At 49.5% G+C, this 16,692-nt stretch carries 11 protein-coding genes; 3 read left to right on the top strand and 8 right to left on the bottom strand.

Features of this window, described 5'->3' with window-relative positions; translation table 11 throughout:
* The first annotated feature begins 250 nt into the window (after positions 1-250).
* The 3 genes from GJR95_RS36335 (at position 251) to GJR95_RS36325 (ending at position 3,078) form a co-directional block, all read left to right on the top strand.
* A complete protein-coding gene (locus tag GJR95_RS36335) occupies positions 251-1,399 on the top strand; it encodes a vanadium-dependent haloperoxidase (RefSeq protein WP_232540974.1) in 1,149 nt (382 codons plus the stop codon).
* A 90-nt stretch (positions 1,400-1,489) separates the two neighbouring features.
* Positions 1,490-2,302: a class I SAM-dependent methyltransferase gene (locus tag GJR95_RS36330; protein ID WP_162390520.1), complete on the top strand. Its 813-nt coding sequence runs from the start codon at positions 1,490-1,492 to the stop codon at positions 2,300-2,302.
* Positions 2,303-2,466: 164 nt separating this feature from the next.
* On the top strand, positions 2,467-3,078 hold the full coding sequence (locus tag GJR95_RS36325; protein WP_162390519.1) for a DUF3455 domain-containing protein: 612 nt from the start codon (positions 2,467-2,469) through the stop codon (positions 3,076-3,078).
* 260 nt (positions 3,079-3,338) lie between these two features.
* Here the strand turns inward: GJR95_RS36325 and GJR95_RS36320 are convergent, their stop codons facing one another.
* The 8 genes from GJR95_RS36320 to GJR95_RS36285 all read right to left on the bottom strand — a co-directional run bounded on the left by GJR95_RS36320 (position 3,339) and on the right by GJR95_RS36285 (position 16,683).
* Complete coding sequence (locus tag GJR95_RS36320) at positions 3,339-5,522, bottom strand: prolyl oligopeptidase family serine peptidase (protein WP_162390518.1); 2,184 nt, start codon at positions 5,520-5,522, stop codon at positions 3,339-3,341.
* A gap of 782 nt (positions 5,523-6,304) precedes the next feature.
* The gene (locus tag GJR95_RS36315; protein ID WP_162390517.1) at positions 6,305-8,188 is read right to left on the bottom strand and encodes an aldolase/citrate lyase/malate synthase family protein; all 1,884 of its coding nucleotides are present in this window, start codon (positions 8,186-8,188) and stop codon (positions 6,305-6,307) included.
* A 179-nt stretch (positions 8,189-8,367) separates the two neighbouring features.
* Positions 8,368-9,645 (bottom strand): MFS transporter, encoded by a 1,278-nt coding sequence (locus GJR95_RS36310; RefSeq protein ID WP_162390516.1) that lies wholly within the window; start codon positions 9,643-9,645, stop codon positions 8,368-8,370.
* Positions 9,646-9,913: 268 nt separating this feature from the next.
* Positions 9,914-10,543 (bottom strand): YhcH/YjgK/YiaL family protein, encoded by a 630-nt coding sequence (locus GJR95_RS36305; RefSeq protein ID WP_232540973.1) that lies wholly within the window; start codon positions 10,541-10,543, stop codon positions 9,914-9,916.
* A gap of 87 nt (positions 10,544-10,630) precedes the next feature.
* Positions 10,631-11,923: a 2-oxo acid dehydrogenase subunit E2 gene (locus GJR95_RS36300; protein ID WP_162390515.1), complete on the bottom strand. Its 1,293-nt coding sequence runs from the start codon at positions 11,921-11,923 to the stop codon at positions 10,631-10,633.
* A 3-nt stretch (positions 11,924-11,926) separates the two neighbouring features.
* On the bottom strand, positions 11,927-14,641 hold the full coding sequence (aceE, locus tag GJR95_RS36295) for a pyruvate dehydrogenase (acetyl-transferring), homodimeric type (RefSeq protein WP_162390514.1): 2,715 nt from the start codon (positions 14,639-14,641) through the stop codon (positions 11,927-11,929).
* Positions 14,642-14,761: 120 nt separating this feature from the next.
* The gene (locus GJR95_RS36290) at positions 14,762-15,163 is read right to left on the bottom strand and encodes a Dabb family protein (RefSeq protein WP_162390513.1); all 402 of its coding nucleotides are present in this window, start codon (positions 15,161-15,163) and stop codon (positions 14,762-14,764) included.
* 68 nt (positions 15,164-15,231) lie between these two features.
* Positions 15,232-16,683, bottom strand: coding sequence for a bifunctional 2-methylcitrate dehydratase/aconitate hydratase (locus GJR95_RS36285; protein WP_162390512.1), 1,452 nt, complete (start codon positions 16,681-16,683; stop codon positions 15,232-15,234).
* Positions 16,684-16,692 lie beyond the last annotated feature (9 nt).

Below are 16,692 nucleotides of genomic sequence, written 5' to 3'. Positions count from 1 at the left end.
GCCGTATGCCGGTCGTGCCGGGTTTAGTTCAGCTTTCCCGGCACGACCGTATTTATCCGATGCGGCTGCCTTTTTTTAACCAAAAACAACAGGTTCGATGAACTCATCCCTCTTTATCAGGCACATAATCCTGCCTTCCGTCCTTTTAATGGTTTGCGCCCTGCTTATCACTTCATGCCAGGATCATCAAACGCCAACAACGCCCAGTACGCCCACATATTCCGCCGACGTAGTTACCTCTTGGCTAACCATGCAGCTTAACATCAGCCTGACTATGCCTGCTTCGCCACCTGTGGTAGCCCGGCGGTTTACTTATGCAGGTATTGCACTCTATGAATCCATCGTACCGGGCATGGTGGGTTACCAGAGCCTTGCTCCCCAACTCAACGGTCTGCCGCCCTTACCCGCTGTTACCCCCAAGGTGAACTATTACTGGCCCGCCTGTGCCAACGCGGCCTTAGCCACTATGAATCGTAATCTGTACCCCACAGCAACTGCTACCAGCAAAGCCTCGATTGACTCCTTAGAAGCGGCTAATACGGTGCTCTACCTAAAAGAGTCAACCGCCGAGGAGTTGAATCGGTCGGCCGAGTTTGGTAGACAAATCGCTACGGTCATTTTCGAGTGGTCGAAGAGTGATGGCAATGATAATACAACCCCCTACACACCGCCCGTAGGTCTGGGTTTATGGGTGCCGACCCCACCGGCCTTTGCCCCGGCGGTTTTAACCAACTGGGGTAAAAATCGGCTCTTTGTCAAGGGTAGTGATATAGGGGCCGAGCAAGGTCCACCAACACCCTATTCGGAAGATCCCGCTTCGGCCTACTATGCCCAGGCAAAGGAACTCTATGACATATCGCATAGCCTGACCGCGGAGCAAAAAACGATTGCCCTGTTTTGGGCCGATAACTCCTGGTTTGATATTCTGAATCAGGTACTGGCCATTGAAAAGCCAGGCATGGGGGTTGCTGCCGTTGCCTTTGCCCAGGTAGGCATTGCTATGTCAGATGCTGCCATCAGTCTCTTAAAAGAGAAGTATCGCTATAACGCCATTCGGCCAATCACTTACATCCGCACGGTGATGAATCAGCCCACCTGGAATACGGTGATTCCGACACCCGCCCACCCCGAATATCCATCGGGCCACAGCGTCATGTCAGCGGCAGCAGCTCAAACGCTGACCCTACTGTTTGGCACAAATTACAAATACCTTGATACACCGTATCACTTAGTAAACGTCAAACCGCGCTCTTACAACTCTTTTGAAGAAGCAGCTATTGAGGCTGGCGACTCGCGGGTGTATGCAGGTATCCATTACCGCAAAACCTGTGATGTGAGCCAGCCGTATGGTAAGAAAATCGCGCACAACATTGCTAATATACTGAAATTCAAGAAGTAATCCAATTACCCCGCGCAAGCAGACCCCTTATTTTATTCAGAAAAATCAGAAGCAAAAATTTTAACCATCCATTTTCAAAACAACAAAAAGATGAATCCAAATCAGGAATTATGGGAAAAAGGCGACTTCACGCGCCTGGCCGAAACAATGCGCGAAAGCGGTGCCGCTTTAATCGCCAAACTTGACATCACGAAAGGGCTGAATGTCCTTGACCTGGGCTGTGGCGATGGCACCACCGCCATACCGGCCGCCAAATCAGGAGCCAATGTGACAGGCGTTGATATCGCCAGGAATCTGGTGGAAGCCGGTAACAAACGGGCCCAAAGTGAAGGTCTTCTCAATTGTACGTTCCAGCACGGGGACGCTACCAATCTGAGCCAGTTGAACGACCAAACGTTCGACCTGGTGATCAGCATCTTTGGGGCTATGTTTGCGCCCAAACCTGAGGAGGTAGCTAAGGAAATGGTGCGGGTAACCCGTCCGGGCGGTCGCATTGTGATGGGTAACTGGATTCCGGGCGACCCCACACTGGTTGCCCAGATATTGCGTATCAGTTCAGCCTACACGCCTGCCCCGCCAGAGGGTTTCATCAGTCCTATGTTGTGGGGTGTGGAGAGCCAGGTGATCGAACGGTTCGGCCAAGCTGGTGTGCCTAAAGAGAATATCTCCTTTGAACGGGCTACGTATACCTTCCAGGCACCAATTGCCACTTCTGAATTCTTAGCGCGTTTCAAGAACTACTATGGCCCCACTATGAACGCGTTTGCAGCTGCCGAAAGGAATGGAAAAGCACAGGAACTGCAACGGGAACTGGAGGACTTGTTTGCCAGCCAGAATCAAAGTGCTTCTGAAAATACGACCTCTATTCCGGCTACCTACTTACAGGTGACCGTAAAGCGTTGATTTAATAGCTAAGCAATGGTGCAAGCACCATTGCTTAGCTATTACCTCCTCCTAATTGTGCCAACCGAGCGACCGTTGCTGTTATCCGGTAAACGGCCAACCACCGACATCCGCACTTAGCACTACACAGCTACCTCTTTAGTTTAACACAACACATTAAGAAAATGATTAATACCAAGCTCCTTTGGCGCTTTTTCGGTATAGGTATTTTTCTGGCAATCACGATGCTCTCCTGCACAGACCATCTAGATCCCAGCAGCCCTACACCAGCTCAACACATCGCAGCCAGCGAACAAGCCATCATTCCGCCCGAAATAGAATTGCCGACGAATAACCCTCACGGAAATGGCCGGGTTGCCACGTATTTTGCGCAGGGTGTACAAAAATATAAGGCTCGTGAAAAGGCGGGCAGTAATCCCATAACCTATGAATGGGTCTTTGTTGCTCCAGAAGCCGAGTTATATGATGCCACCAACACGAAGGCAGGAACCCACTTCGTCGGTCCTTCCTGGCAATTAACGGGTGTAAACGCCCTGATTGTAGGGCAGGCGTATGACCCTCCTAAATCGGCCAGCAAAGATCCGAACACTATTGACTGGTTGCTATTGAAGCCCAAATCGGGTATCGCTCCTACCGGTATTTTTCAGGGGGTGGATTATATTCAACGAATAGCCACTACCGGCGGCAAAGCACCCACCAATCCACCAACTACTGCCACGGAGACCGTTGATGTACCCTACACGGCAGTTTACCGGTTTTCCAGAATAAACCCTTAAGCCGATGTCAATTACTTCATGTAGTTTCGATACATGTTGCTTCTGTTAACATTCCCGTTTGGATCAGGCACTCATGCACACAGTCAAAAGTTACTAATGATAACCAGTCGCATATAGACACGGGAGCCAGCACGTTTGCCTTTCACCGATTCGGGCGGATCCTCACCAAGTGGTGGTCCCAGGCAGATGCAGGGACGAATAGGAACCAAAAATTACGTATCAATTCTAAGCGCAGCGCTGCCTCATCAACATGACATTGCTCATTTCCTTACAACCTCCTTAATGGGTTGGAAATCAGGATGCCCGGCCTGCCAAAGCCCGAAGGCAAACATATTGGCGAAGTTACGGAAGGACACTGTTTTATCCTCGGTGAAGTGGCCATTGTCGTAGTTCACCTGCATCAGGACGGGCTTACCCGACGTGCTGGCGTTTTGAAGCGCAGCGGCTAGTTTACCTGGCTGCCATGCAATCACGCGTGGATCGTTCCAGCCGCCCACGCAGATCACCGCCGGGTAGCTGGTGCCTTCCTTTACATGGTTGAACGCATCCATCTCATAAAGCGCCATGCACTCGGTGGAATCGTTGACGGTGCCGAACTCGGCCGCGTTGATGGGGCCATTGGGCGAGTTTTCCATCCGTAGCGCGTTAGAGCAGCTTACGTTACTGATAGCCGCGGCAAACAGATCAGGTCGCTCCGTAATGGCCCGGCCAATCAGAATGCCGCCCGCCGACGTACCCATGCCAACGAGCTTGCCCGCGCTGGTGTAACCGTTCTTGACGAGGTATTCGCCACTGGCGATAAAATCTTTCCAGGTGTTGGGCTTGGTGGTTTTGTAACCCGCCTTGTACCAGGCCTGCCCTTTCTCGGAGCCACCCCGCGGGTGGGTTTCCGCCAGCACTACGCCCCGGTTCAGCAGGGCTAAATTACGGCGACTGAAGTAAGGCGTTCCCGACATGCCGTAGGCTCCATACCCATTCATCAGACAGGCCGCGCTACCATCGCGCTTCAGGCCTTTCTTATAAATAATAGAGAGCGGTACCATCGTTCCGTCGTGGCTGGGTATCTCGACTTCCTCCACCACCAGATCAGCCACGCCCGGATAATTCATGGGTACATGGAACGTACTGGTGACCAGTTTGCGCGTCTCAGGGTTGTAGTCATAGATGGTGCCGGGATCGTTCCACGAGGTTGAATACACTATCGCATCATTAGACCGTGGGGCATCATAGAATTCGATACCCATCGTACCGGTCCCCGGAACGGGCACGTCGGTCCACTGCCTGGTGTGCGGGTCATACTGTCGTATTTTTTCGTTGATGCCGTCGCTCAGGATAACAAACAGAAAATCTTTCGAGGAGGCCATGCGGGTAATGTTCTGCTTGCTTTCTGGTAACAGCACAGTGGCCGTTGCCGGGTTGGGGTTAGTGGCGTCGGTTACCAGAATTCGCCCATTCGGTGCACCTTTTACACTTTGCAGAAACAGTTGGTCGCCCAGTTTAATGAAGCTGGTCACGCTATCGGTTACAGTACAGAGCCGCTTCCAGCCAATGGTCGACTTGCCCACTTCTGAAGCCGGGGCGACCCACGCTGTAGTGCGACGATCAACTGTACCCAGATAGCCATACACCTGGGTTTGATCGTCGGAGTAAAACATGATCGGGTACTGGTCGGGCTTAATGCCGAAGTCGGGGTTTTTCTCAATTGAAAATAAGTCTGGATTATTGGTCGGATCGGTACCTAATTTGTGCAGTCGTCCCTTTGTATTGAGGTTACCCTGGGGATCTTTGGTATCCATCGAGTTGTTAGGCGTGTAGAGAAAGCCGTTGTTGTCGGGCAGCCAGCTTACTTCACCGCCAAACACAGCTGTGATGCTCTCCGGCCCGAAGGTCTTCGTGACCACGTCCATGGTTCGGACGGTTGACAGTTCGGCTCCGCCTTCCTGAAGGCCGATCACCAGTTTTTTGCCGTCGGAATCGGGTGTGAAGGCCGTCATTAGGTACGTCTTGCCTTTTCCGTATGCCAGTGGGTCGAAGAGCAGCGTTTCTTTACCCGTTTTTCCTTCCCGAACATAGAGCTTCCCTGCTTTCTCGCTCGGTAGGGTCTTGCGGTAGAAGTAACGATTGCCTCTTTTTTTGATCTCCCCATAGCGCACAGTCAGCAGCTTATCATAGTCGACGAACTGCTGGATCAACTTATCGCGACCCGGAATTTGGTTCAACACGGCGTTGGTATAGTCGCCCTGACTTTTAAACCAATCTTTCGTTTCCTGACTGTTCATATCTTCAAGCCAGCGGTAGTTATCGACTACCGTCTTACCAAAGTAAGTGTCGGTGACTGGACGTTTGGCTGTTACTGGTAACCGGGCAACCGATGTTACTGGCTGGGCTACTGAGGGCGATAGAAAAACAAAACAGCTGAATAGGGTAAAGCAGATAATTTTCATAAGTACCCGGATTTGAGATCAAGAACAAAGAAGAATGATAGTGAAAAGGTAAGTTGGGTGGGTGTGTAACTGGGAGCCAATCACGCTTCATACCTACGATCTGATTTTATTAACTAGTCAATAGTCGTCACGGACTTATCACCGGGAAACAGCCTGGGATTAAAAAAAACGCCATTACCTGCCATTCCTTAAAGCAAAGAGACTATGAGGTAAATTTCCTTCCGGCTGCGGGTACACTACGAGAACCTGTAATTTTATTGGCTGCCAGGGTGAGCGGTAAGATAACAGTTAGAAAAAGTTAGTTTAGCCTCCTAACTTATCAAAAGCCTAAGGGCTTGCTTTGCCAAATTATGGATAAGCACCTGTTTATCAAAACGTTTTTAGGAAACGGTACCGCCGTTGGCATACCGGTAAAGGTATAGCTAGTTTTTAGGTAGCTCAACGTGTATACTAGATCATGATGGACTGAACTGGTAGTTGTCCAGTTACTACCCCGTTTGAGTGAAGGTCTCTTTCGGCGGCTGGTCAGGCCGTAACGAAAGCACCTATCGGCATCGACTACTCTCCCATTGCCAATGGCATGAGCCCGCAACCAAAACCCATGGCTTTTTCTTCCAACAGCTTTCGGGAGCGGTTGCTGTTTTATAGGCAAAAAAAATCCACTCAAATAGTGGATTTTTTTTCAAACTACCAACCTAATAATGAATCCGTTACGAACATTTATTTTTTAGAAGTCCAGATGGTTAATAGGTCAGGTCTATTCCCTTCAGAAAGACAACCCATTAAATTAGTGAAGGTGAAAAGTCCACGTTTTCAGTAATTCGTCTACCATTTCTGATCAAGCTGTACATAAAGAACTGAATACGATCTTTAGCTTCCGCCAAATCCATATTGTTCAGATTGATATTCAACAAGTCGATAAACCAGGGGGCTTTTTCCTGACTCAATACATAGTCACTCGCTATCTCTCTGGCGATTGGAAGAGTAGTAGTCTTTGAGGTTTCGAAAACATCTTTATTAGTAGCTTTCAGTAGTTTATCATACTCCTGTTCTAGTAAGGCTTTGTATAGTGACTCCGAAAAAACAGATCCTGCCTCGATGTTCATTTCCTCATCAGCTTCTGTCAAAACCGCTTGCTTATGAAGCCATTCCCATAAAATGCTCAACCGAATCTCACCCGTCGCCATATCTTCCATCAGGTACAGGATATCATCATTCCCAAAGAAATCGGCTGGTTTGAGCGCAGCGGCCTGCATTCCCTGACCAAACGCATTACCGTACTGGAGAGCCACACTCAGCAGATTCCGGGCTCCCCGAATGTCCCTGGGTGCCGGTTCCAGCAGGATTAATGCATCTGCATCCTGTTGCGTATAACTCAGGCGAGGAAATGTGCGGCCCAATTGATTCGCTTCGCCTACCTTTTCCCAAACCGGACGGACGATGTGAACCATCTTCCAGTGAGCCACCCACTTACCACTGGCCCCTTCCCGTTGCTCTCGCTCCGCTCCTGCCACTGCCTTAGCCATGCTGGCCGATACACCTGCTTCCGAACCTACTGGTATATTAGGTTCCATTCCCCCCTGCCATAACGCAAAATTTCCATTAATGTCCGGCGTATTGACTGCCCGACGAACCCGATCCTCGTAATTGCGCATGTAGCCATAGGTCATGGTAATGGACTCGATATTGGGATTGACGAAGTCTTTATCCCAGGCCATTGCATCCGATACACTGTTGATGTAATCCCAGCGCCCCGTGTTGTAACCCACAAAATGTTTACCCAGCACTGCCCGTATCTCCATTAACTGGTGAGTGGCCTCTAACTGTTCGACTAACACATACACCTTGATGGTGCCCACCATTAAGTTCAGATGCGATTCAAGAGCGCTCAGCAATTCGTTCCAAACCCCAGCCTCCTCCGCAGTCTGGATTTTGGGCAAATAGAGTACAATCGATGAGCCCGCCTGTTGCAGTGCCTGATAATTATTGACCACATAAAGCGTAGTATCAACAATGGACGCAGCCATGGCTACTCCATCGGCATCGCGGATATGACGATCATCCAGGTGCAGTCCTCTTGCCCGGAAAATTTTGGTAGTAAATGTTAGTTGTTCCTGCCAATTGGTAATGGTTTGGTGGCCCAGAAAGGATTCGGCCCAGCGGTTCATTTCGTTGGCCACCTGCTCGGCCACTTTCAGGAAAATGGGGTCTTTATGAATAGCCAGTTTGAGGTTACGCTGATTATCGAGCGACATGCTCGTAACCTGCCCCAATGCATCTTCACCATCGAACATCCAGCCATCTGCACCTGATAGCAGGGCATAGGCTACATTCCGAATACTGTTTTCGATGGAAGCATTAGGTTTGGCAGCCGGTCCGGTGCCCTGAATCCACTGACGTTGAAGATCAGGAGGAATGACCGCTCCTTCGAACTTTCCATCGCGGGCATCCTGGACATTGATGGAAGTACCTGGGATGGTGGTTGACGGATCGAGAAAATTGATTTGGGTTTGAGTTTGATACCGGGTGCTTCGTCTTTTCATCCGGGCATCCATCACCTCTTTGATGCGTTTGTTGAAAGGAGCCAACGCGGTAAGGGCCGCAAGGACTTCGGGCGTATATACGTCAGGGTATTGATCTTGCAGATGAGGACGGATTTTAAACATACTATGTAAGGAGATTAATGACGGGCCGGTTTAGACGGCTGAAAAGGTGCTTGTCGGTTTAACTGCAAGACAGTTAGAGTAATTAATACCAAGATTGGCAGGACCAGATTATGTAACGGGTTGATTTTCTGTACCCAGGTCATGGCAGTTGATCCGGATTAGGGCTGGAGCTTTCACGTTTATTTCTCCAGAAAATTCAGGTCTTTTCCAAACGTTTCTTCCATCTTCCAGAGACCAAGGAAAGCTACAGCAAGGGTGAGTGCCCCCAATAAAGCGGCCCCGTTAACGATCCCGATTTGATCCTTAAACAGCAGAAATAAGGGAGTCATCAGGTTAATACTGCCGCGCACAAAGTTGGGAACCGTCGTAGCCACCGTTGCCCTGAGATTGGTACCAAACTGCTCTGCAGCAATGGTGACAAACAAAGCCCAGTAGCCGACGCCAAAACCTAATCCCATGCATATGGTATAAAAACCAGCAGCCGACTGGAAGGGTACGTACAAATACACAACCACCAGAATTGTGGTTAGCAGCAAAAATAATCCGAGTACGCGTTTCCGGCTGCTCAAATACTGACTGAAAATCCCACTCGACAAATCACCGATGGAAAGGCCAATGTACTCCCACATGACGGCTTTACCGGCCACAATCGGCTCGCTCAGCCCCAGGGCTTTCCCAAATTCAGGAGAGAACGTCATCAGGATACCAATCACAAACCAGACGGGAAGTCCGATCAAAATGCAACGGAGGTATTTTAAGAACTGGCTTCGGCTGGCAAATAATTGCAAAAAATTACCTCTGGATACCGTTTCGCTATCTTTAGCGTTGGTAAAAATGCCTGACTCAAACACACTCACACGCATTAGTAAGAGGAGCAATCCCAGCCCTCCACCAATAAAGTAGGCAATCCGCCAGGCAAACAGATCGGCAATAAAATAAGCAAGTACCGCCCCCAACAACCCAACCGATGCCACCAACGACGTCCCATAGCCTCGAATTTCTTTCGGAAGAATTTCAGCCACCAGCGTAATACCTGCCCCCAGCTCCCCGGCCAGCCCAACACCCGCGATAAAGCGAAGCAACGCATACTGATCGACCGAGGTGACAAATCCGTTCGCAATATTGGCCAGGGAATAAATTAGAATAGAGCCAAACAATACCGATAACCGGCCTCGTTTGTCACCCAGAATACCCCAGATAATTCCACCCACTAACAGGCCCGCCATCTGTATATTGATGAGATAAATTCCCTTGGGTAACATATCAGCATCGCTAACGCCAACATCCTTCAGGCTTTGCACCCGAACAATGCTGAATAATAATAAATCATAGATATCCACAAAGTAACCCAAAGCCGCTACGATGACTGGGATCTGAACTAATTGGCGAAAAAGCCCAGGTGACCCATCCGATGACGGCTTCTTTTGATAGTTCTGTTCAACCACGTTCTTATCCATTACTTGATATCTACCCCATTAAAGCCCGTAGATTTAACCACAGGTCATCCACATTTTTTAGAAATTTCTAAAATTAGCTTCTCATAAAAGTTCTCCCTCCCAAAGGAAGGGAGAAGCCTGGTGATCTAAACCTATCTTTACCACTTGAAAAAACATGCCAAGCTACTAGCCCACCTACTGCCAGTTTTAGCCTTTGTGTTAACTTAGGGTCAATAGGCTGATGCTCAAAACCCTGAGGGCAGCACTACCCATCGGCCCAAATATCCTTTTAAGGCGTTATTCTGACTTTAACAACCACTTTCTTGACCCCATCATACCCGTCAACCTTGTTACTCGGATTATGCGCTTCCGTCGGGGTAACGATGTAAAAAACGCCAGGCTCGGCGACGTAGAATTTACCTTCCTCGGTGGTATAGAAAGCGATGTCCCTCGCCGAATTGTATTCCTGGGCCACATTCAACTTTATTTTCTGCACTGGGATAATCCCGATTTTTTCTTTGCCCTTCACCACGAAATGAATGTCGCTGAAGGTTTGGTGTGCTTCCCACTTCGAATTAGATAACTCTCTGGGTGGTCCTTCCGAAATTGTGGCAAACACATTCTCGTCGTCGATCGGATATTTCCCTGGTCTCAAACGGGTAAAATCGGTGTTCTTCAAAAAGGCGAAGGCCTTTTCCCACCCTGCCTGATTAGCATGATATCGTTTAGCAAATTCTTCCGGATTGATTCCGTCGCCAGGTTTGGCAGCAAGCCCGTTCAGCCACTCCATTTTGGTATACCATTGGATAGCCTGATTGCCCGTCCAGGTTTCATTCGACTGAGCATTTGTCTGATAGCTTAGTGAGCAAACAACTATCAGGAGGTGAGCCAACATTCGGACATTTATCAATTTTCTCATAGCATAGTTGCCAGGCGGTCGTTAAGATGTACGAGCATTGTAGATTCAATTTTCTATTCTGGTGAAAAACAACCGACACGTTTCTACTTAGAGGAGTAACAGAAAGGAGTCCTCTAACACTTTTTTCAGGTATACCAGAAACCGGGCAGCATCGGCTCCATTGACCACTCGATGATCAAAACCCAAAGTCATGGGCATGCGTAGCCTGGGTTTGAACTGGTTGTCTAGCCAAACCGGCTCCAGTTCGCTGGCTGAAATACCCAGAATAGCTACCTGAGGCCAGTTAACGAGCGGGTGTATACCCGTCGTACCAATGCCACCCAGATTGGAAATCGTAAAGGTTGCCCCTTCCAGATCTTCCAGCCTGGTTCGCCGTTCTCTGGCTGCCCGGGAAAGCCGCGATAATTCAATGGCAATATCCGTGACTGTTTGTTTATCCGAGTCCCGAATGATGGGGACTAAAAGGCCACGATCGGTATCAACGGCCACACCGATATGAATGTAGTCTTTGAGAATCAGTTCATTCTTTTGACTATCTACCGACGCATTGATGAGCGGAAAGGCTTTTAACGCCTGGGTAACGGCCCTCACTATCAGCGCCGTAAGTGTAAGATTACCACCCGCCTGTTCCACCTGGAGTTTATGTTTCTTACGGCTGGCCTCAAGGTCCGTGATGTCCACTTTTTCCGAAACCCATGCGTGGGGTATGGTACTGGCCGATACCACCATGTTGCGACTCGTCGCCACGGCAATACCCGCCATTTCCTGCCGACGGATAGCGCCATATTTTTCGAAATCCGGAAGCGGTGGCGTAGCGACATAAGCGGTAGCAGGGCTAGTAGTACGGTTCTGTAGTTTCGAACGGGCAAACGTTTTGACGTCGTTGAATGAGACTCGTTTGTTTATTTTATTTCCGATTTCGGCAATCTCAAGGTCCAGTTCGCGGGCCAGCTTTCGAGCAAGGGGTGTGGCAATGATTCGTACCGCTTCCAGCTTTTTGTGAGCTCCATTTGTTGTTCCGGTATGGTTGGCCTCCAATTGGCTATCCTCGTCAAAAATCGGCTTTAGTTCAGGCACAGCAGGCTTGGAATCAGGCACCTCTTCTATAGCTAATGGTGCACCGACAACCGGTTCCGCAGCAACCGGTTCTGATGCTACCGTTACAACCCGATCACCAGGACGCACTTTCGCACCTTTCTGAACCAGTACCTCGCCAATGACACCTGCTACTTCGGCCGGTACGTCAAAGTTTACCTTATCGGTTTCAACTTCCAGCAGACTATCTCCCTGTTGGATAGTATCGCCTGACTTTACCAATATAGCAACTACCGTACCTTCGGTTACATTCTCGCCCAATGAGGGCATCCGTACATCAGTCATGGCTTAGGCAGTTGCAGGGTTAATTTTATCAGGATCGATACCAGCTTGCCGGATGTATTCCGTTACCTTCTGTAGCGAAACGGCTCCTGTTTGCTGTAATTGATACAGAGCGGTCATGACAATAAACTGGGGAGAAATCTCAAAGTAATCGCGGAGTTCAGGGCGGGCTTCACTCAGACCATAGCCGTCGGTTCCCAGCACCGTGTAGGTTTTCGGCATCCAGGAGCTGATGCTGGCCCCCAGACTTTTCTGGTAATCGGAAACGGAAAGGAACACACCCTGTTGATCTTTGGTAACCGCCTGGATGTAGGGAATCCGGGCGGGTTCATTGGGGTGCAGCCGGTTCCAGCGTTCGGCCTCAAAGCCATCGCGAGCCAGTTCCGTATAGCTGGTGACGCTCCAGATGTCGGTGGAAATCTGCATCGCTTCCAGAAGCTGTTGCGCTTCCAGAACCTGCGTCATCACAGACCCACTACCCAGCAAATGCACCCGTTTTGCTCCACTGTCAGCCGGATCGTTCACGGCTTGGGAAGGTGTTTCAGTAAGGGTCGAGGATGCCAGTTTGTAGATTCCTTTTATGATTCCTTCCTCTACATTTTGGGGGATTCGGGGCTGCGGGTAGTTTTCGTTATAGACCGTTATGTAATAGAAAATCTTTTCCTGCTTACTGAACATCCGGTCGATACCATCCTGAATGATAACGGCCAGCTCATAGGCAAAGGCCGGGTCATAGGATTTCAGATTCGGGACCGTACTGGCATATACGTGCGAGTGTCCATCCTGGTGCTGAACACCTTCGCCGTTCAGGGTGGTCCGACCCGCAGTGCCGCCAAACAAAAATCCTTTACACATCATGTCCCCACAGGCCCAGATCATATCCGCAACCCGCTGAAATCCAAACATGGAATAGAAAATGTAAAACGGAATCATGGGTAACCCATGCTGGGCGTAAGCAGAACCAGCTGCCATAAAACTGGCCAGCGCTCCCGCTTCACAAATACCCTCCTGCAATATTTGACCATCCTTCGCTTCCCGGTAATAAGAAAGGCTGTCGGCATCGACCGAAACGTACAACTGGCCTTCGGGATGATAAATACCCGCATGGCGAAAGAGTGCATCCATACCAAACGTGCGGGCTTCGTCGGGAATGATGGGAACAATGTATTTGCCGATCTGAGGCTCTTTCAACAGTTTGGTGATGATTTTCACCAAAACCATGGTGGTCGAAACCGATCTGCCATCGGTTCCTTCGTTGAACTCCTCAAAAAACTGATTAGTGGGCGCCTGTATGACCGGGCAATGTTCTTCCCGGGCGGGCAGGCTACCACCTAATTGGTTCCGGCGGGCTTTCAAGTACTGAATCTCAGGGCTATCTTCGTTAGGACGGTAGAAATCAGCCGTTTCAATTGCTTCTTTGGTCAGCGGAATCCCAAAGCGGAGCGCGGCTTCCCGACGCTCATCCGCCGACATGCTCTTTTTCTGATGGGTGGTATTACGTCCCTCGCCAGCGCTGCCCATGCCATATCCTTTGATGGTCTTCACCAGCAGCACTGTCGGTTTTCCGTTTGACTGATTGGCTGCTTTATGAAAGGCTGTATAAACTTTTTTGTGGTCATGCCCACCCCGACGGATAGATCGGATTTCTTCATCCGTTAATGAGCGCATCAGGTCCGCTAATTCAGGATTGTTGCCAATCCAGTGTTGGCGAACTTTATCCCCTTCTAACACCGAATAGCGCTGGTAATCACCGTCTAATACTTCTCCCATGCGTTTGACTAACACGCCATCGTCATCGCGGGCCAGCAGTGCATCCCATTCGCTACCCCAGATCACTTTGATCACATTCCAGCCCGCGCCTAAAAACAGTCGTTCAAGCTCCTGAATAATTTTCCCATTTCCTCGTACGGGCCCGTCGAGTCGCTGGAGATTGCAGTTGACCGTGAAAATGAGATTGTCCAGTTTTTCACGGGTAGCCATATTCAGGGTTCCCACAATTTCGGGTTCATCCATTTCGCCGTCGCCAATAAAGGCCCAGATCTTACCGCCATTATCGGCTTTTAATCCGCGATTGATCAGGTACTTGCTAAAGCGGGCCTGGTAGATGGCACTAACCGGCATTAGTCCCATCGATGCGCAGGGAATCTCCCAGAACCAGGGCATTCGACGGGGGTGTGGGTACGATGGTAACCCACCTCCCGGCTGTAGCTCACGCCGGAAATTCGTCAGATTTTGCTCCGAAAGCCGCCCTTCCAAAAATGCACGGGCATAGACACCAGGCGAAGCATGGGGCTGAATAGCCACCAGATCTCCCCCATACGTTGCGCTACGCTGGCGGAAAAAATGGTTAAAGCCAACTTCGTACATGGTAGCTGCCGAAGCATAGGTTGCGATGTGACCGCCTACTCCTGAACCATTATCGTAGCCTTTCAATACCATACACATGGCATTCCAGCGGTTGATATTTTCGATTTTATGTTCGAGGACAATATCGCCGGGATAGGCAGGCTGCTTCCCAACAGGAATAGTATTGATATACGGTGTATTGATGTTTTCACCCTGAAACATCACCCCTTTACGAATCACAAAATGGGTAATGGTCTTAAGCAGTTCTTTTGCTTTTTCTTCGCCATACGCTTCGAGAATGGCCTCCATCGACTCAATCCATTCCTGCTTTTCAAGCTGCCAGTCCTCAATCGCTACAGTCATTTCACTGATCATGGTTCCCACGTTTTTGGTTGTATTGAGACAAAAAAAGATCTATCTGATATACGGTCATATACCATTGCGGCTGGTACGTAACGCTACATCACGACACCAAAGAAGCACTAACGATCTATACTATACGTCTACAGAATCATAGACGAGAATCTTCTCCCATAGGGGCGAGCAGTCGGCCACAAATTTTTTGTGAATCGGATGATCCTGATAGGTTTTCTGTCCCGCTAAATCATCTAAAAACAGCACTTCAGAAACGCTATAGGAGCTATCGACCACAGGACGTGGTTCGGTCTTGGCTGGTATGCCAATGTGGATAGCCCGAATCGTTTCAATTTTTTTCAGGGTCTGTAATCCCGCTATCAGCTTGGCCAGATCGTCTTTGGAAGAGGGATTTTTCAGCCAGAAAAAGACGTGGTGAATCAGCGGTTTAGTGGGTGGAGTACCAGCGAGTGTAGCGGTTGGCAAACTGGTTGCCATCAAGGCGGTAGAACTGAGAAACTTCCGTCGGGTTTGATTTTTCATAAGACTTGTTTGATTAATCAGCCTGAAGCTGAGTGATTAAGTATAACCTGTTCGATGACCTATGCACCTTAGATGACCATCACGTCTACAAATTCATGAACGGAAATTTGCATAAATGACTCGAAATCAAGGGCCAGATTCAAAATCGTTTGCTGCTGTTTGGCCGGAAAGCGCCGGGCCAGATTGATTTTAAATTTGTCGATCAACTTCGGAATCCCTTCCTGCCGTCGGTTCTTATGCCCAATAGGATATTCGACCACGACTTCTTCCAGCTTCGTTCCGTCGGTGAGTTCAATCGTCAGTGCATTGGCGATGGACCGTTTTTCCGGGTCCAGGTAATCGAGGGTAAACTGGGGATTTTCGGCAATGCTCATTTTAGTCCGTAACTCATCGACACGCGGGTCCTGAGCCACATCGTCTTCGTAGTCGGCCGCGGTCAGTCGTCCAAAGAGCAATGGAACGGCAATCATATACTGGATGCAGTGATCCCGGTCGGCCGGATTGTGTAGTGGGCCTTTTTTATCAATGATTCGAATGGCGGCTTCGTGTGTGCGAATGCGCAGGCTGGCTATGTCCTGACTGGTTTTGCCAAGTGCTCGCAAACTGTCGTGCAGGATCATAGCCGCTTCGACTGCCGTTTGCGCATGAAACTCCGCCGGAAAGGAAATTTTAAACAATACATTTTCCATCACATACGAACCGTAGGTATAGGAAAAACTAAATGGTCGACCGTTAAACAGTACATCGTAAAATCCCCAGGTTTTAGCTGTAAGTACGGATGGATACCCCATCTCCCCGGTTTTAGCGATCAGCGCCAGCCGTACTCCGCGAGAAGTAGCATCACCTGCAGCCCAGGATTTCCGGCTTCCTGTATTTGGCGAATGACGATAAGTACGTAACGAATGTCCATCGACAAAGGCGAGCGAAACCGCATTGGCCAATTCCTCGCGCGATAGGCCAATCAGTTTACCAACTACTGCCGTTGTTGCTAATTTGACCAGCAAAACATGATCCAGACCAACGCGGTTGAATGCGTTTTCTAGGGCGATCACTCCCTGAATTTCGTGAGCCCGAATCATGGCATCAACTACATCCTTCATGGCGAGTGGCGGTTTTCCATTGGCAATTGCCATTCGGGAAAGCCAGTCAGCAACGGCCAGGATTCCGCCCAGATTATCGGATGGATGCCCCCATTCAGCGGCCAGCCAGGTATCATTAAAGTCAAGCCACCGAATGAGGGTGCCAATATTGAAGGCAGCCTGAACGGGGTCTAGTTGAAAGGAGGTGCCTGGCACTTTCGCACCCTGGGGAACAATAGTTCCCGGTACAATCGGGCCGAGCAGTTTCGTACAGGCCGGATAGCTGAGTGCTTCAAAGCCGCAACCCAGCGTATCGAGTAAACAATAGTGAGCGGTTGTCCAGGCCAGCTCGTTTTTTATCTGATAGTCGAAAACATAATCGACAATATCAGTTAAAACTTTGTCCGTTCGAGGACGCTCGTTGGCGATATAGGAAGACATTCGTGTGTT

Origin of the sequence: Spirosoma endbachense, assembly GCF_010233585.1 — a bacterium.
In the GTDB taxonomy this organism is placed as follows: domain Bacteria; phylum Bacteroidota; class Bacteroidia; order Cytophagales; family Spirosomataceae; genus Spirosoma; species Spirosoma endbachense.
The sequence above is the reverse complement of the archived record's forward strand: the minus strand, read 5'-3'. Positions and strand labels throughout refer to the sequence as shown.